Origin of the sequence: Rathayibacter rhapontici (genome assembly GCF_001995175.1) — a bacterium.
Classification (GTDB): Bacteria; Actinomycetota; Actinomycetes; order Actinomycetales; family Microbacteriaceae; genus Rathayibacter.
Genome location: NZ_MUKN01000007.1, coordinates 35,075 through 50,422 on the forward strand (window position 1 = coordinate 35,075; position 15,348 = coordinate 50,422).

The following is a 15,348-nucleotide window of genomic DNA, read 5'->3' on the forward strand; positions in this document are numbered from 1 at the left end:
TGTGGCTTCTCCTGTTGAGTGAGTGGAGGTGTGAAGCAACGTCGGTGCCCCGGCCTCCACCGGGGGTGTCCTCGCCGTTCATCCCCCGCCGGAGCGGGGATGCAGCGCGATTGGTGACGTTGCGGTTCTGTTGTTCTGTCGTGGGGCGGCTGACCGCCCCGGCGCTCCCTGCCGGGAGCAGCGGTCGGGACTAGCCCTGGCGCTGCTTGTGGCGGGGGTTGCTGCTGCAGATGACCATCACGTTGCCGTGGCGGCGGATGATCTTGCAGTGGTCGCAGATGCGCTTGACGCTGGGGTTGACCTTCATGGTTCTTTTCCTTGATTTCGCTGGCGTCGTGCTCCCGGCGGATGCCGGGGCCGTTCCTTACAGGACACGCACGTCGCGAACGGAGCGGGGCGAACGCCTACTTGTAGCGGTAGACGATCCGGCCGCGGGTCAGGTCGTAAGGGCTCAGCTCCACGATCACGCGGTCCTCGGGGAGGATCCGGATGTAGTGCTGACGCATCTTGCCCGAGATGTGGGCGAGAACTTTGTGTCCGTTGGTGAGCTCCACGCGGAACATCGCGTTGGGGAGCGCCTCGACAACCGCACCTTCGATTTCGATGACACCGTCTTTTTTGGCCATAGCCTCACTGTCGTTCGGAAGTAGTGTGTGTACTGGTCGTGCGAATGTTTCCGCGACAACCTCCCCCGAGCGAGTGCTCGGGATGCGGTGCGCGGGCGTGCCGGAGCACGCGCAAAACACCAAGGGTCGATGCTACGCGATTCCGCCCTCCTCCGCCACCTCGGGCGTGTCGCAGCGAGACGCTCCCAGCACGTCCCCCGGTACGCGCCGCCGCCGGTCGCCGACGGCCCGGCGCCTAGGCTGACTGCAGTCGAGCGGAGGGAGCGCGGATGGCGCGCAGTCGGGAGTCGTCCGAGCACGAGCGGCGGCGCTGGTACTCGCATCCCCTGGTGACGGTGCTGGTCGCGATCGTCGTCATCGCGCTGGTCCAGACCTTCTTCGTGAAGGTGTACACCGTGCCGACCGGCTCGATGGAGCGCACCCTGCAGGGCGGCGGCTTCTGGGGCGACCGGATCCTGGTGGACCGCACCGCGGCGCTGCAGGGCGACCCCGAGACCGGCCGCATCGTCGTCTTCTCCCGGGACGAGCAGTGGGGCGCCACCGACACCGTCGGGAGCCCGCTCTCGGAGGCTGTGAAGTACTTCGGCGACGTGACCAGCATCGGCCCCTCGCACGAGGAGTTCCTCGTGAAGCGCGTGATCGCGACCGGCGGCCAGACCGTGTCGTGCTGCGACGCCGAGGGGCGCGTGCTGGTCGACGGGGAGCCGCTCGACGAGGACTACGTGTTCGAGGACCTCCCCTTCGGCGTCGGCGCCACCTGCACGACCGAGGTCCGGTCGACGCGGTGCTTCGACGAGTACACGGTGCCGGAGGGGACGCTCTTCGTCCTGGGCGACCACCGGTCGAACTCGAACGACTCGCTGGGACTGTGCCGCGGAGCGACGGGGCCGATCGACTCCTGCGTCAAGACGGTGCCCGTGGAGCGCGTCGTCGGGCGCGTCTTCGCGGTCGCGTGGCCGCTGACCCGCTGGCGCCTGTTCTGACCCGTCCGGCTCGTGAACGGACGAGATCCCCCGCCGTGGCAGGGGATCTCGTCCGTCTGTGCGGGACTCTCGGCGGCCCGGCGAGAACGCGCTAGCAGCGCACGACCTCGACGAGCTGCGGGAACAGCGGGTGCTCGGGAGCGAGCCCGGTCACGTCGGCGACGAACTCCTCCGGTGACAGCGACGCGAGCTTCTCGTGCAGCTCCACGCTCTGCGGGTCCTCCGGCACGTCGAAGCGCAGTGCGGCACCGACGGCGGTGAGCAGACCGGAGGGCGTGAGCCCCCGCTCGGCGAGCTCGGCGGCGGGGCCGATGAAGCGCTCGTGCCTCGAGAGCTTGCGCAGCGGCTGACGGCCGACCCGGTCGACGGTGTCGGTCAGGTACGGATTGCCGAAGCGCTTCAGCGTCTTCTCGAGGTAGGCCTGCTGCTCCTCGTCGCTGAAGCCGTGCTTCGCGACGATGAGCGCCTTCGTGTCCTCCAGCGCCGCCTTCACCGCGTCGTGCACCTCCGGGATCGCGAGAGCGTCCGAGAGCTTGTGCGCTCCGGCGGCGAACCCGACGTAGGCCGCCGTGGCGTGGCCGGTGTTGACGGTGAAGAGCTTGCGCTCGATGAAGGGCTCGAGGTCGTCGACGTACGTCGCGCCCGGGAGCTCCGGCTCGCCGCCCTCGAAGGGCGTGCGGTCGATGACCCACTCGAAGAAGCTCTCGACGGTGACGTCCAGACCCTGCCCCGGCTCCTGGTTCGGCACGATGCGGTCGACGGCCGTGTCGGCGAAGACCGCGCGGGAGCGCAGCGTCTCCCACTCGTCCGCGCCGAGGTTCGCGGCGACCTCGGTCTGCAGCAGACGGGTCGCGTTGATGGCGTTCTCGCAGGCCATCACGCTCAGCCGCGGCGCCGACTCGGCACGGGCGGCGAGGCCCTTCGCGATCACCGGGGCGACGAAGCGCAGGATGTTCGGGCCGACCGCGGTGGTGACGACGTCGGCGGTCGCGATCTCGCGCACGAGCGCCTCCTCGGCGGAGGCCGAGTTGATCGCGCGGAAGCGGTCGACCACGTGCGTGACCGACTCCTCCCCCACCTCGTGCACCTCGTAGCTGTCGGCGGCCGCGAGCTGGTCGATCAGGGCGGCGTTGACGTCGGCGAAGACGATCTCGTAGCCGGCCCCGTGCAGGATCAGCCCGACGAAGCCGCGGCCGATGTTGCCGGCGCCGAAGTGGACGGCCTTGGGCATCAGGAGTTGACCTCCCCGAGGAGCCCGTAGAGCGCCTGCGCGTCGGGGGCGTCGAGGAGCTTCTGCACCTCGTCCTCCTCCGAGAAGATGATGGCGATCTTCGAGAGGATCTCGAGGTGCTCGTTGTTGACGCCGGCGATGCCGACGACGAAGCGCACCTCGTTGCCGTCCCAGTCGATCGGCTGGCCGTAGCGGACGAACGACAGCGCGGAGGAGCGGATCTCGTCCTTCGCGTCGTTGGTGCCGTGCGGGATGGCGAGCAGGTTGCCCATGTAGGTGGAGACGGTCGCCTCGCGGGCGAGCATGGCCTCGTGGTAGGCGGGCGTCACCGCGCCGACTCCCACGAGCATGTCGGCGGCCTCCTTGATGGCGGCCTCCTTCGTGGTGGCGCTGCCGGAGGCGTTGATCTGTCCGATGGTGAGCACTTCGCTCATGGCTTCAGTCCTTCCGATGGTGGGAAACGGCGAGGGAACCCGCGGGGCGAGCGGAGCGTGTCCGCCTCGTCGCACCCTACGGGTTCCCTCGTCGTGCTTACTGGATGGCCGCTCGGGCTACTGGCCGTGCTGCTCGCGGACCAGGGAGACGACCTCGTCGTACTTCGGGCTGTTCATGAAGTTGTCGACGGAGACGTGGATCGCGCCGGGCGTGCGCTGGCGTGCGCGCTCGGTCAGCTCGGCCTGGGTGATGACCAGGTCGACGTCGTCCTCGAGGGCCGCGATCGCCTTGTTGGTGACCGTGACGTCCTCGAAGCCCGCCTTCTTCATCTTGTTGCGCAGGACGGAGGCGCCCATGGCGGACGATCCCATCCCGGCGTCGCAGGCGAACACGATGTTCCGGACCTGAGTCGCGGTCGCGGTGGCACCGGCGACGGAGGCGCCGCTGGAGTCCTGCGGGGTGTTGGCTCCGCCGGCGTTGATGAGCGAGCCGACGGCGCTGTCCTTGCCCTTGTTGGCCTGGTTCGCGGCGACGGCGGCGGCGAGCTTGTCGTCCCCCTCCTGCGCTGCGGCGAGGTCGCTCTTGCGGCCGGCCCGGATGATCACCGAGGCGACGGCGAACGAGACGGCGGCCGCGAGGATGACCGACAGGATCACGCCGATGAAGCTGTCGTTCGCGGTCTGCAGGAGCACCGCGATGATCGAGCCGGGCGAGGCCGGGGCGCGCAGGCCCGAGTTGAAGGCGACGTTGGTGGCGACACCGGTCGCGCCGCCCAGGATGACGGCGGCGAGGAGGGCCGGCTTCATCAGCACGTACGGGAAGTAGATCTCGTGGATGCCGCCGATGAAGTGGATGACCGCGGCGCCGGGAGCGGAGGCGCGGGCGGCGCCGACTCCGAAGATCGCGAAGGCGAGGAGCACGCCCAGGCCGGGGCCGGGGTTCGCCTCGAGGAGGAAGAGGAAGGACTTGCCGGTCTCCTCCGCCTGCTGCACACCGAGCGGGGTGAGCACGCCGTGGTTGATCGCGTTGTTGAGGAACAGGATCTTGGCGGGCTCGATGAAGAGGCTCGTCAGCGGGAGCAGGCCCGCGCCGACCAGCCACTCGACGCCGGCACCGAGGATCGCGGAGAGGCCCTCGACGAGCGGGGCGACACCGGCGAACGCGACGAGCGCCAGCAGGAGGCCGAGGATCCCGGCCGAGAAGTTGTTGACGAGCATCTCGAAGCCGGGCTTGATCTTGCCGTCCCAGAGCGAGTCGACCTTCTTCATGAGCCACGCCGAGAGCGGGCCCATGATCATGGCGCCGATGAACATCGGGATGCCGGCGCCGACGATGACGCCCATGGTCGCGATCGTGCCGACCACGCCGCCACGCGCGCCGTAGACCATGCGGCCACCGGTGTTCGCGATGAGCAGCGGGAGCAGGTAGGTGATCATCGGGCCGACGAGGCCGGTGTTCACGACGTCGGGGTCGCTGCTCCAGCCGCCGAACTGCTGGACCCAGGTGGCGTCGACGCCGAGCAGCGGGAGCCACCCGGTCTCGATGAAGAGGGCCGTGATGAAGCCCCAGGCGATGAAGGCCGCGATGTTCGGCATGACCATCCCCGAGAGGAAGGTGCCGAAACGCTGGACGTGGACGCGCGCTCCACCGCGCGTCGACGTCGCTGACGTCGTTGTCATGTGGTGTTCTCCGATTCTTGGTGCGGGGTCCCGGTCGTTCCTGAGGCGGCCGGGTCCCTGCGGGCGGGTCGTGATGAGGGGTGGTGCGAGGGGGGTGGTGCTGGGGGGTGGTGCGTTGCGGGCGGCCGGGGGCCGGGGATCAGGAGGCGGCGATCGCCTCGGTGACGGCGGACCGCGCCGCTGCGGCGCTGTCCGTCGAGAGGGCGAGCTCGGCGAACCGCTTCGCGTCCTCGAGGGTGTGCTCGGCCAGCTCGGCGCGCACGTCGGCGAGAGCCGACGGCGACATCGAGAGGGACGTCGCGCCGAGGCCCACGAGGACCACGGCGAGCAGGGGGTCGGCGGCGGCCTCGCCGCAGATGCCGACGGGCTTGCCCAGTGCGGCTCCCGCGCGCCCGACCTCGCCGACGAGGCGGAGGACGGCCGGGTGCCACGGGTCCTGGTAGGCCGAGACGGTGCCCAGCATCCGGTCGGCGGCCAGCGTGTACTGGGTGAGGTCGTTGGTGCCGATGGAGGCGAAGTCCGCGACTCCGAGGATCCGGTCGGCGAGCAGGGCGGAGGAGGGGACCTCGACCATCACGCCCGCGGTGCGGATGCCGAGCTCCCGAGCCATCGACGTGAAGTAGCGGGTCTCGTCGACGGTCGCGACCATCGGCGCCATGACCCAGAGGTCGGCGTCGGTCGCGGCGTCGGCCTGCGCGAGCGCCGTGAGCTGGTCGCGGAGGATCTGCTCGCTGGCGCGGAGCGCGCGCAGTCCGCGGAGCCCCAGGGCGGGGTTCTCCTCGTGGTCGTCGTTGAGGAAGCTCAGCGGCTTGTCGGCGCCGGCGTCGAGCGCGCGGACGACGACCTTCCTGCCGGGGAACGCGGCCAGCAGGCGGGTGTACTGCTCGGCCTGGTCGGCGACGGTCGGCGCCTCCTTGGCGTCGAGGAAGAGGAACTCGGTGCGGAACAGCCCCACGCCCTCCGCGCCGAGCTCGACCGCTCCCTGCGCTCCGTCGGCCGAGCCGAGGTTGGCGAGCAGCGGCACGGCGTGGCCGTCGGACAGCGCGCCGGGGACGACCGGAGCGGCGAGGCGCTCGGCGCGCTCGGTGATCGCGGCCTTCGCCTCGGTGATCTCGGCGTCCGAGGGATTCACCGTGACGACGCCGGTGGTCGCGTCGAGGATCACGAGCTGTCCGTCGCGCAGATCGAGCGCTCCGGTGGTGCCCACGATGGCGGTGATCGACTTCTCGCGAGCGAGGATCGCGGTGTGCGACGTGGGGCCGCCGTCGCTCGTGACGAGTCCGAGGACCTTGTCGAGGTCCAGCAGAGCGGTGTCGGCCGGTGCGAGATCGCGGGCGACGAGCACGAAGGGCTCGTCCGACTCGGGCACGCCGGGGGCGGCCACTCCGCGCAGGTGGGCCACGACGCGCTGCGAGACGTCGTCGAGGTCGGTCGCGCGCTCGGCCATGTAGCCGCCCATCGCCACCAGCAGATCGCGGAAGCCCGCGAACGCCTCGTGCACCGCACGCTCCGCGGTCTTGCCGTTCGCGATGCGCGCCTTGACGTCGTCGGCGAGCGACGGATCCTCCGCCATCAGCGCCTGCGCGTCGAGCACGTCCTTGGCCGAGCCGCCGGCCCGCTCACCGCGATGGCGGATGGTCGCGGCGGTCGCCGACAGCGACGACACGGCGCGCTCCTCCTCCTGGACGGGCGTGCGGGTGCTCGCGACGTCCTCCGGCTCGGGCAGCGGCTCGGGCATGCGCAGGACCGGCCCGAGGGCGAGCCCGCGACCGACTCCGGTGCCCTGGAGCTTCGCGGAGGCGTAGGCGGTGTGAGGAGTGGACAGCGTCATGAGTGCTCGGTTCCTGTCGTGCTCTCGTCGGTGAGAGAGCGGGGGTGATCGAGTGGGGGTGAGAGCGTCCGCATCGGGGTGTCCGACTCAGGAGGGGGAGAAGCGACCCATTGAGGGTCGCCGTCACGATCCGCGGCCTTCCGCGGCTACCGGCGCTTGTGAGCGCCGCGCTGCCGCGTTTCTTTCACGGGATCACGACGCCGTCAGGCGTCGTGATCCGTCGAAAGGAACGTGGCCAGCTCGTCGAGGACGGCCTGCTCGTTGTCGCCCTCGACGGAGAGGACGAGGTCGTCGCCGTGCTCGATGCCGAGCGAGATGATGCCGAGGATCGACGCGGCGTTGACCGCGGTGGCGTCGCCCTTCTTCACGAGGACCTTCTGACCCGACTTCGCCGCGGCCTGGCTGAAGAGCGAGGCGGGGCGGGCGTGGAGGCCCTTCGACGATGCGACCTGAACAGTGCGCTCGACCATGAACGTTTCTCCTTGGGATCTGCAGCGGTGGCTGCGTCAGTGGTGGCCGGCGTCGGGCTCGGCGCCCGGTGCCGGTCGGACGGAGGGATCCCCGTCCGCGCCCGCTCCGACCGCGCGAGCGGCGAAGAGGACGGGAAGGGTGTCGAGCACGGTGTCGGCACCGTGCACTCCGAAGACGTCGTGCGGGAGGAGGGCGGCCGCGGCTCCGACTCGCTCCGCGCGCTGGCGGAGTCCGTCGAACTGCGACTCGAGGTGCGGACCCACCAGGAGGACGTCGGCCTCCGGGAGGGAGTCCGCGAGACCGGTGAGGGTCTCCGACCGGAACGAGGCGTCCATGCCCCGCTCCTTCGCGCCCGCTCGCAAGCGGTGCGCCAGGAACGTGCTCGACGCTCCCGCACCGCAGACGATCAGGATCTTCCGCACGTGATCCGCCTCCTCGCGCCCGTGTCGTACTTCAGTGAATCATCCCCGTACGGGGGCGGAAGGCTCCAGCAGAGAATCTTCCGCGGGGCCGGAAGAGCGCTTCCACGGCGTCGGCGCGGGGATTTCCGGGGCCGCCCCCGAGATGGTTGACTGCGAGGACCGACGACTCGCCGACCTCGCGACGAGCGGGCCCGCGGCGGGGCGGAAGCGCTCTCCGAGATCCCCCTTCGCGCCTGGAGCCCCCCTGGATGCCTGACAACCGCGAACGCCTGCTGGAGTACCTCTCCCGCGCGGACGGCTGGGTGACGGCGCACGAGCTGGCCGACCGGCTCGGGGTGACGACCCGAAGCGTCCGCAGCTACGTCACCGCGGTCAAGAACCAGGCCGCGCCGCTCGAGCCGGTCGAGTCCTCCGCCAACGGCTACCGTCTCGCCCGCGACGTCTACGCGGCCTTCCTCGAGGCGCAGCGCAGCCGCGACACCGAGCCCGACACTCCGCGCGACCGCCTCTACGCCGTCGTCCGCCGCCTGGTCGACTCCGACGACGGGCTCGACCTGTTCGCCCTCGCCGAGGACCTCTCGGTCAGCGAGTCGACGGTGGAGGCGGATCTGCGCCGGGTGAAGTCCCTCGCCGACGAGGCCGGCCTCGCCCTCGCCCGCACCGGATCCTCCGTCCGCCTCGAGGGCAGCGAGGAGGCCCGGCGCCGTCTCATCTCGCGCATGTTCCGCGACGAGAGCGCCCAGGGCGTCTTCACCCTCGACGACGTGCAGCGCGAGTTCGCCTCCCCCGGCCTCGGCGCCTTCAAGACGGAGCTGCTCGCAGCGCTCGAGGCGCGCGGCTACTACATCAACGACTACGGCGTGAACAGCGTGCTGCTGCACATCGCCATCGCCGTCGACCGGGTGGCGCGCGGCATCGGCGATCCCTCCGGCTCCCGCCCCTCCCCCGGCCGGCACGGCGAGCTGGCGGTCCTCCTGGCCGACCTCGTCGAGCGCCACTTCGCCACGCGGCTGACCGACGCGGAGCTCGCGCAGCTCGCGATCCTGATGACCACCCGCGTCGCCACTCCCGGCCAGAACGAGCCGGTCGCCGCCGTCGTCGAGAACTACGTCGACCCGGAGGACCTCGCCGTCGTCCGCGCGCTCGTCGCCGACGTCAACCGCGAGTACCTCGTCGATCTCGACGACGAGGGCTTCATCGTGCGCCTGGCGCTGCACGTGCGGAACCTGATCGCGCGGGCGTCGGAGGGCGGCTACTCCCGCAACCCGCTGACCCGCTCGATCAAGACCAGCTTCCCGATGACGTACGAGATCGCCGTCTTCCTCGCCTCGGGCCTCCAGCGTCGCCGCGGGATCCTCGTCAACGAGGACGAGATCGCCTACATCGCTCTGCACGTCGGCTCGTTCCTCGAGCGCGTCTCGCGGCGCGAGGAGCGGCTGTCCTGCGTCATCGTCTGCCCCAACTACTACGACCTCGCGCACATGCTGCGGCTCCGGGTCGAGCGCTCACTCGGCACCGAGGTGGAGGTGCGGTCGCTGATCACCCGGAGCGACGTCGACTGGGACCGCCTGACCGCCGATCTCGTGATCACCACGATCGACGAGCGGCCGTACGCCGACGACGTCGTGGTGGTGCAGCCGTTCCTGACCGATCACGACGTGGAGGCGGTGCGCCGGGCGATCGCCCGCGTGCGCCGTCATCGCCGCCGGGCGCAGATCAAGGACGAGCTGCTGCAGTTCTTCGACGAGTCGCTCTTCTTCCGCAACCTCCACGCGCGCGACGAGTCGGCCATGATCCGGCTCCTCGGCGAGCGGATGACCGAGCAGGGCATCATCGACGACGCCTACGTCGAAGGCGCGATCGAGCGCGAGCGGATGAGCTCCACGGCCTTCACCGACAACCTCGCAGTGCCGCACGCCATGGCGATGAGCGCACGGCGCACCTCGATCGCCATCGTCGTGAACGACGTGCCCATGCAGTGGGGCGAGCAGAGGGTGAACGTCATCGCCATGATCGCGTTCGCCTCGGCGGGCCGCAGCACCTTCCAGTCGGTCTTCGACCAGTTCGTCGAGGTCTTCTCGGAGCGCGCGGAGGTGCAGCGCCTCATCCGCCGCTCCACCGACTTCGGCGCCTTCATCGAAGAACTCGTCCGCGTCTTCGACAGCTGACCCCCCTCCGCTGGCCTTCCGGAGGGGATCGGGCTCGAGACAGGATCGGCTCCGGGTCCCCTTCAGAAGAAGGATCCCCTCCTGAACTCGAGGAGCGGGTAGGGTGCCTCGTCGCGGCTCCTGGCTCGGGTCTGGCGGGAGCGCCGCAGGCGCTCAGGAGGGAGCAGTGACGAGGCACCCCACCCGATCCGGTCACCGCTCAGCGCCGCCGCCGCGCGGACCGTCAACGGGTCGGACGCTCTGTGGCGGCGCTCTCGACCGAGAGACTCAGGCGATCGGCGTCGGCACGATCCCGTACGGAGCGAGCCCGGCGGCTCCCCCGTCGGCGAGCGTCGTCACCCAGATCCCGTCGCGGTGGACCGCCACGGAGTGCTCCCAGTGCGCTGCCATGCTGCCGTCGACGGTGGCCACGGTCCACTCGTCCTCGAGGACCGAGGTCTCGGCGCTGCCGGCCGTGACCATCGGCTCGATCGCGACGACGAGTCCGGGCTTCACCTCGGGCCCGCGCTGGCGCACCCGGTAGTTGAACACGGGCGGAGCCTCGTGCATCGTGCGGCCGATCCCGTGGCCGATGTAGTCGGTCAGGATCCCGTAGACGCGCCCCGACTTCTCGGCCTCGTCCTCGATGTACTCCTCGATCGCCGCACCGACCTCGTTGAGGTGCCGAGCGGACGAGAGGGCGGCGATCCCCCGCCAGAGGGATCCCTCGGTGACCCGGGACAGCTCCTCTCGGGCCGCGACCTCGTCGGGGCGCGACGGATCGGCCAGCACCAGGGTCATCGCCGAGTCGCCGTTCCAGCCGTCGATCTCGGCACCGCTGTCGATCGAGACGATGTCACCGGGAGCCAGGACGCGGCCTCCGGGGATGCCGTGCACGACCTCCTCGTTCACCGAGGCGCAGACCGTGTGCCGGTAGCCCGGCACCAGCTTGAAGTTCGAGTGCCCGCCGAGCGCCACCATCGCCGCTTCGGCGACCGCGTCGAGCTCGAGCGTCGTGACGCCCGGACGGATCGCGGCGCGCACGGCGTCGAGCGACGCGGCGGTCGCGAGACCGGGAGCGATCATCGACCGCAGCTGAGCGGGTGTCTTGTACAGGGAGGAGCGGAAGCCCACGGCGTCAGGCGGCCGACGGGTCGTCGACCAGACGGCCCACGCGGTGGCCCTCGAGCGCGACGACGATGCGGTCGGTGACCTCCTCGACCGGCCCGAGGCCGTCGACGATCACGACGAGCCCGCGGCCCGCGTAGACGTCGATCAGCGGAGCGGTCTGCTCCTCGTACAGGGCGAGGCGGCGACGGATGACGTCCTCCGTGTCGTCGCTGCGCTCCTGCTCGAGCGAGCGCTTGAGCAGTCGCGAGACGACCTCGTCCGGGTCGGCGGTGAGCTGCACGACGGCGTCGAGGCTGTTGCCGTCGGCGGCGAGGATGCGGTCGAGCTCGTCGACCTGCTCCGTGGTGCGCGGGTAGCCGTCGAGCAGGAAGCCCGTCGAGACGTCCGCCTCCTGGAGCCGGTCGTGCACGATCGCGTTCGTCAGCTCGTCCGGGACGTAGCGCCCCGCGTCGAGGAACGCCTTCGCCTGGAGGCCCAGCTCGGTCTCGTTCGCGACGTTCATCCGGAAGATGTCGCCGGTCGAGATCGCCGGGACGCTCAGGATCTCGGAGAGCCGTGAGGCCTGGGTCCCCTTGCCGGCGCCGGGAGGGCCGATCAGCAGGAGACGGAAGCCCACCACCGGGGTCGAGGTCATCGGAGGAGCCCTTCGTAGTGGCGCTGCTGCAGCTGCGAGTCGATCTGCTTCACGGTCTCCAGCCCGACTCCGACGATGATCAGGATCGACGTGCCGCCGAACGGGAAATTCTGGTTCGCACCGACGAGCGCCAGGGCGACGAGCGGCACGAGCGCGATCAGGCCGAGGTAGATCGAGCCGGGCAGGGTCACGCGGGTGAGCACGTAGTTGAGGTACTCGGCGGTGGGACGACCGGCGCGGATGCCGGGGATGAACCCGCCGTAGCGCTTCATGTTGTCGGCGACCTCGTCGGGGTTGAACGTGATGGCGACGTAGAAGTACGTGAAGCCGACGATCAGGAGGAAGTACAGCGCCATGTAGAGCGGGTGGTCGCCCTGCGTGAGGTAGTTGGTGATCCAGGTCACCCACGCGGGTGCCTCCTGGCCCGCTGCGGGCTGGTTGAACTGCGCGATCAGCGCGGGCAGGTACAGCAGCGACGAGGCGAAGATGACGGGCACGACGCCGGCCATGTTCACCTTGATCGGGATGTAGGTGTTGTTGCCGCCGTACGTGCGGCGCCCCACCATCCGCTTGGCGTACTGCACCGGGACGCGGCGCTGCGACTGCTCGACGAAGACGACGGCGACGACGAGGAGGAGGCCGACGCCGAGGACGAGGAGGAAGGTCTCGAAGCCGCGCGACTGCGCGATCGACCAGAGCGAGGTCGGGAACTGGGCGGCGATCGACGTGAAGATCAGGAGCGACATGCCGTTGCCGATGCCGCGCTCGGTGATGAGCTCGCCCATCCACATGATGATGCCGGTGCCGGCGGTCATGGTGATGACCATGAGGAGGATGGAGTACCAGGCGTCGGTGGTGATCAGCTGCGAGCACTCGGGGACGCCGGACGAGCCGAACAGGGCGCCCGAACGGGCGACCGTGATCAGGGTGGTCGACTGCAGGACACCGAGCGCGATCGTCAGGTAGCGCGTGTACTGCGTCAGCCGGCCCTGGCCGGACTGGCCCTCCTTGTAGAGGGTCTCGAAGTGAGGGATGACCACGCGCAGCAGCTGCACGATGATCGAGGCCGTGATGTACGGCATGATGCCGAGCGCGAAGATCGACAGCTGGAGCAGGGCTCCGCCGCTGAAGAGGTTCACGAGCTCGTAGAGACCGGAGGTCCCCTGGTTGCCGGCGAGGCAGGCCTGCACGGCGCTGAAGCTGACGAACGGAGCAGGGATGAAGGATCCCAGCCGGAAGATCGCCACGATCGCGAGAGTGAAGCCGATCTTGCGGCGGAGGTCGGGGGTGCGGAAGATCCGCGCGATTGCGCCAAACACTACCTAAGGTCTCCTGCTCAGTTCTTGGTGCGGGATACAGGTCGAGCTTGCCACGCGCTCCCCGGAGGGAGTCGGCGTGACAAGCTCGACCGACAAGCTGCTGGTGCTACTTGATGGATCCGCCCGCAGCGACGATCTTCTGCTCAGCGGAGCTGGAGACCTTGTCGACCGCGACGTTCAGCTTAACCGCAATGTCCCCGTCGCCGAGAACCTTGACCTTCTCGTTCTTGCGAACGGCACCCTTCGCGACGAGGTCGCTGATGGTGACGTCACCGCCCTGAGGGTAGAGGTCGGCGAGGGCCGAGAGGTTCACGACCTGGTACTCGACGCGGAACGGGTTCTTGAACCCGCGCAGCTTCGGGGTGCGCATGTGCAGCGGCATCTGCCCACCCTCGAAGCCGATGCGCACCGTGTAGCGGGCCTTCGTGCCCTTGGTGCCGCGACCGGCGGTCTTGCCCTTCGAGCCCTCACCGCGACCGACGCGGGTCTTGGCCTTCTTGGCTCCCGTGGCGGGACGCAGGTGGTGGACCTTGAGCACGTGCTCCTTGGTCGCCGGAGCGTCGGCCGCGGCCGCGCCCTTCGTGGAGGTCTTCGCGGGAGTCGTGGACTCCGTCGCGAGGGCCTGGTTCTTGTCAGCCATTAGTCAATCTCCTCGACCTTCACCAGGTGGGCGACGGTCTTCACGTATCCGCGGTTCTGAGAGTTGTCCTCGCGGACGACGCTCTGACCGATCTTCCTGAGACCGAGCGAGCGCAGCGTGTCGCGCTGGTACTGCTTCTCGCTGATCTTCGACTTGATCTGGGTCACCTTGAGCTGGGCCATCACTTGCCTGCCTTCGCGCTGGACGCGGCGGCGAGGGCATCGGCCTCGGCACGGACGAGACGGGCCGGAGCGACCTGGTCGAAGTCGAGACCACGACGGGCGGCAACGGCGCGCGGCTCCTCGAGCTGCTGGAGAGCCTCGACGGTCGCGTGGACGATGTTGATGGTGTTCGACGAGCCGAGCGACTTGCTCAGGACGTCGTGGATGCCGGCGCACTCGAGCACGGCGCGGACGGGACCACCGGCGATGACACCGGTACCGGCGGCGGCGGGGCGCAGGAGCACCACACCGGCCGCGGCCTCACCCTGGACGGGGTGGGGGATGGTCGAGCCGACGCGCGGGACGCGGAAGAAGTTCTTCTTCGCCTCCTCGACGCCCTTGGAGATGGCGGTCGGGACCTCGCGGGCCTTGCCGTAGCCGACGCCCACCAGTCCGTTGCCGTCGCCGACGACGACGAGAGCGGTGAAGCTGAAGCGACGACCGCCCTTGACGACCTTCGACACGCGGTTGATGGTCACGACGCGCTCGAGGAACTGGCTCTTCTCGGCGTCACGGCCGCCGCGGTCGCGGCCACCCTGGTTGCGGTCGCGGCCGCCGCGGCGGGGCTCGCGAGCCTCCTGCTGCGGCTGCGTGGACGCAGCGGTCTCGACGGGGGCCTCCGACACGGCGGCGACCTCGGGTTCCTTGTTCTCTGCGGCGCTCACAGGTTGAGCCCTGCCTCTCGTGCTCCATCGGCGATCGCGGCGACGCGACCGGCGTACTTGTTGCCTCCGCGGTCGAAGACGACCGCCTCGACACCGGCGTTCTTGGCGCGCTCGGCGACGAGCTCGCCGACCTTGCGGGCCTTGGCGGTCTTGTCACCGTCGAACACGCGCAGGTCGGCCTCGAGCGTGGACGCCGACGCGAGGGTACGACCCTGCGCGTCGTCGACGATCTGCACGAAGACGTGGCGGGCCGAGCGGTTGACGACGAGGCGGGGGCGCTCGGCGGATCCGACGACCTTCTTGCGCAGGCGGTCGTGACGACGACCGCGAGCGGCGGACTTGCTCTTTCCTCTGGTTCCGAGACCCATGATTACTTACCGCTCTTTCCGGCCTTGCGGCGAACGACCTCGCCGGCGTAGCGCACGCCCTTGCCCTTGTAGGGCTCGGGCTTGCGGATCTTACGAATGTTGGCGGCCACCTCACCGACGGCCTGCTTCGAGATGCCGTGCACGGTGAGCTTGTTGTTGCCCTCGACCGTGAACGAGATGCCCGCAGGCGGGGTGACGACGACCGGGTGCGAGAAGCCGAGCGCGAACTCGATGTCCGAGCCCTTGGCGACGACGCGGTATCCGGTTCCGACGACCTCGAGGCCCTTGGAGTAGCCCTGCGTGACACCGATGATGTCGTTCGCGATGAGCGTCCGGGTGAGGCCGTGGAGCGAGCGCGACTCGCGCTCGTCATCGGGACGCGAGACCAGCACCTGGCTGCCCTCGACGGAGACCTGGATGGGGCTGGCGACCGGGACGGTCAGCTCGCCCTTGGGGCCCTTGACGGTCACGACGGATCCGGCGACGGAGACGTCGACGCCCGCCGGGATCTCGATGGGGAGTCTTCCAATACGCGACATGAGGGG

Annotated in this window: 18 protein-coding genes; 2 read left to right on the forward strand and 16 right to left on the reverse strand. The window is 69.7% G+C overall.

What is annotated here, in order from left to right; all coding sequences use genetic code 11:
• Positions 1-190: 190 nt before the first annotated feature.
• Both rpmJ and infA read right to left on the reverse strand, forming a co-directional pair.
• Positions 191-307, reverse strand: a complete 117-nt coding sequence (gene rpmJ, locus B0T42_RS03605) for a 50S ribosomal protein L36 (RefSeq protein ID WP_055787164.1) — start codon at positions 305-307, stop codon at positions 191-193.
• 97 nt (positions 308-404) lie between these two features.
• The gene (infA, locus tag B0T42_RS03610) at positions 405-626 is read right to left on the reverse strand and encodes a translation initiation factor IF-1 (RefSeq protein ID WP_022883252.1); all 222 of its coding nucleotides are present in this window, start codon (positions 624-626) and stop codon (positions 405-407) included.
• A gap of 269 nt (positions 627-895) precedes the next feature.
• Between infA and lepB the strand changes: the two genes are divergently transcribed.
• A complete protein-coding gene (gene lepB / locus B0T42_RS03615) occupies positions 896-1,609 on the forward strand; it encodes a signal peptidase I (RefSeq protein WP_077221976.1) in 714 nt (237 codons plus the stop codon).
• A 91-nt stretch (positions 1,610-1,700) separates the two neighbouring features.
• Here lepB and B0T42_RS03620 read toward each other — a convergent pair whose 3' ends face one another.
• The 6 genes from B0T42_RS03620 to B0T42_RS03640 all read right to left on the reverse strand — a co-directional run bounded on the left by B0T42_RS03620 (position 1,701) and on the right by B0T42_RS03640 (position 7,678).
• The gene (locus tag B0T42_RS03620; protein ID WP_077221977.1) at positions 1,701-2,840 is read right to left on the reverse strand and encodes a mannitol-1-phosphate 5-dehydrogenase; all 1,140 of its coding nucleotides are present in this window, start codon (positions 2,838-2,840) and stop codon (positions 1,701-1,703) included.
• Positions 2,840-3,274, reverse strand: coding sequence for a PTS mannitol transporter subunit IIA (locus B0T42_RS20435; RefSeq protein WP_173892290.1), 435 nt, complete (start codon positions 3,272-3,274; stop codon positions 2,840-2,842). Before B0T42_RS20435 ends, B0T42_RS03620 begins: the two co-directional genes overlap by 1 nt.
• A 117-nt stretch (positions 3,275-3,391) precedes the next feature.
• Positions 3,392-4,954, reverse strand: coding sequence for a PTS mannitol transporter subunit IIBC (locus B0T42_RS03625; protein ID WP_173892291.1), 1,563 nt, complete (start codon positions 4,952-4,954; stop codon positions 3,392-3,394).
• A 139-nt stretch (positions 4,955-5,093) separates the two neighbouring features.
• On the reverse strand, positions 5,094-6,785 hold the full coding sequence (ptsP, locus tag B0T42_RS03630) for a phosphoenolpyruvate--protein phosphotransferase (protein WP_077221978.1): 1,692 nt from the start codon (positions 6,783-6,785) through the stop codon (positions 5,094-5,096).
• 203 nt (positions 6,786-6,988) lie between these two features.
• Positions 6,989-7,255 carry an HPr family phosphocarrier protein gene (locus B0T42_RS03635; RefSeq protein WP_077221979.1) on the reverse strand — a complete coding sequence of 89 codons (267 nt, stop codon included), beginning with the start codon at positions 7,253-7,255 and terminating at the stop codon, positions 6,989-6,991.
• 36 nt (positions 7,256-7,291) lie between these two features.
• A complete protein-coding gene (locus B0T42_RS03640; protein WP_077221980.1) occupies positions 7,292-7,678 on the reverse strand; it encodes a PTS sugar transporter subunit IIB in 387 nt (128 codons plus the stop codon).
• 248 nt (positions 7,679-7,926) lie between these two features.
• On the opposite strand from B0T42_RS03640, the gene B0T42_RS03645 reads away from it, so the two are divergent.
• Complete coding sequence (locus B0T42_RS03645) at positions 7,927-9,846, forward strand: BglG family transcription antiterminator (protein WP_077221981.1); 1,920 nt, start codon at positions 7,927-7,929, stop codon at positions 9,844-9,846.
• Positions 9,847-10,113: 267 nt separating this feature from the next.
• On the opposite strand, the gene map is transcribed toward B0T42_RS03645, so the two are convergent.
• From map to rplF, 8 genes are all read right to left on the reverse strand, one after another.
• Positions 10,114-10,959: a type I methionyl aminopeptidase gene (gene map / locus B0T42_RS03650; protein ID WP_077221982.1), complete on the reverse strand. Its 846-nt coding sequence runs from the start codon at positions 10,957-10,959 to the stop codon at positions 10,114-10,116.
• Positions 10,960-10,963: 4 nt separating this feature from the next.
• Complete coding sequence (locus B0T42_RS03655; RefSeq protein WP_077221983.1) at positions 10,964-11,590, reverse strand: adenylate kinase; 627 nt, start codon at positions 11,588-11,590, stop codon at positions 10,964-10,966.
• Entirely contained in the window at positions 11,587-12,909 is a 1,323-nt protein-coding gene (gene secY / locus B0T42_RS03660; protein WP_055787123.1) for a preprotein translocase subunit SecY, read from the reverse strand. Before secY ends, B0T42_RS03655 begins: the two co-directional genes overlap by 4 nt.
• Positions 12,910-13,015: 106 nt before the next feature.
• Entirely contained in the window at positions 13,016-13,549 is a 534-nt protein-coding gene (gene rplO / locus B0T42_RS03665; protein WP_077221984.1) for a 50S ribosomal protein L15, read from the reverse strand.
• Entirely contained in the window at positions 13,549-13,731 is a 183-nt protein-coding gene (gene rpmD / locus B0T42_RS03670) for a 50S ribosomal protein L30 (protein ID WP_077221985.1), read from the reverse strand. Before rpmD ends, rplO begins: the two co-directional genes overlap by 1 nt.
• Positions 13,731-14,435 carry a 30S ribosomal protein S5 gene (rpsE, locus tag B0T42_RS03675; RefSeq protein ID WP_055787117.1) on the reverse strand — a complete coding sequence of 235 codons (705 nt, stop codon included), beginning with the start codon at positions 14,433-14,435 and terminating at the stop codon, positions 13,731-13,733. Before rpsE ends, rpmD begins: the two co-directional genes overlap by 1 nt.
• Complete coding sequence (rplR, locus tag B0T42_RS03680; protein WP_055787114.1) at positions 14,432-14,803, reverse strand: 50S ribosomal protein L18; 372 nt, start codon at positions 14,801-14,803, stop codon at positions 14,432-14,434. Before rplR ends, rpsE begins: the two co-directional genes overlap by 4 nt.
• Positions 14,804-14,805: 2 nt before the next feature.
• A complete protein-coding gene (gene rplF, locus B0T42_RS03685) occupies positions 14,806-15,342 on the reverse strand; it encodes a 50S ribosomal protein L6 (RefSeq protein WP_077221986.1) in 537 nt (178 codons plus the stop codon).
• Between the last annotated feature and the right edge of the window lie 6 nt (positions 15,343-15,348).

What these genes read in the sequence shown, in the direction of transcription:
- rplO (WP_077221984.1), bottom strand. Translation starts at nt 13,549, where the DNA reads ATGGCTGACAAGAACCAGGCCCTCGCGACGGAGTCCACGACTCCCGCG.
- rpmJ (WP_055787164.1), bottom strand. Translation starts at nt 307, where the DNA reads ATGAAGGTCAACCCCAGCGTCAAGCGCATCTGCGACCACTGCAAGATC.
- infA (WP_022883252.1), bottom strand. Translation starts at nt 626, where the DNA reads ATGGCCAAAAAAGACGGTGTCATCGAAATCGAAGGTGCGGTTGTCGAG.
- B0T42_RS03625 (WP_173892291.1), bottom strand. Translation starts at nt 4,954, where the DNA reads ATGACAACGACGTCAGCGACGTCGACGCGCGGTGGAGCGCGCGTCCAC.
- B0T42_RS03655 (WP_077221983.1), bottom strand. Translation starts at nt 11,590, where the DNA reads ATGACCTCGACCCCGGTGGTGGGCTTCCGTCTCCTGCTGATCGGCCCT.
- rplR (WP_055787114.1), bottom strand. Translation starts at nt 14,803, where the DNA reads ATGGGTCTCGGAACCAGAGGAAAGAGCAAGTCCGCCGCTCGCGGTCGT.
- rplF (WP_077221986.1), bottom strand. Translation starts at nt 15,342, where the DNA reads ATGTCGCGTATTGGAAGACTCCCCATCGAGATCCCGGCGGGCGTCGAC.
- B0T42_RS03635 (WP_077221979.1), bottom strand. Translation starts at nt 7,255, where the DNA reads ATGGTCGAGCGCACTGTTCAGGTCGCATCGTCGAAGGGCCTCCACGCC.
- ptsP (WP_077221978.1), bottom strand. Translation starts at nt 6,785, where the DNA reads ATGACGCTGTCCACTCCTCACACCGCCTACGCCTCCGCGAAGCTCCAG.
- B0T42_RS03620 (WP_077221977.1), bottom strand. Translation starts at nt 2,840, where the DNA reads ATGCCCAAGGCCGTCCACTTCGGCGCCGGCAACATCGGCCGCGGCTTC.
- B0T42_RS03645 (WP_077221981.1), top strand. Translation starts at nt 7,927, where the DNA reads ATGCCTGACAACCGCGAACGCCTGCTGGAGTACCTCTCCCGCGCGGAC.
- rpmD (WP_077221985.1), bottom strand. Translation starts at nt 13,731, where the DNA reads ATGGCCCAGCTCAAGGTGACCCAGATCAAGTCGAAGATCAGCGAGAAG.
- lepB (WP_077221976.1), top strand. Translation starts at nt 896, where the DNA reads ATGGCGCGCAGTCGGGAGTCGTCCGAGCACGAGCGGCGGCGCTGGTAC.
- B0T42_RS20435 (WP_173892290.1), bottom strand. Translation starts at nt 3,274, where the DNA reads ATGAGCGAAGTGCTCACCATCGGACAGATCAACGCCTCCGGCAGCGCC.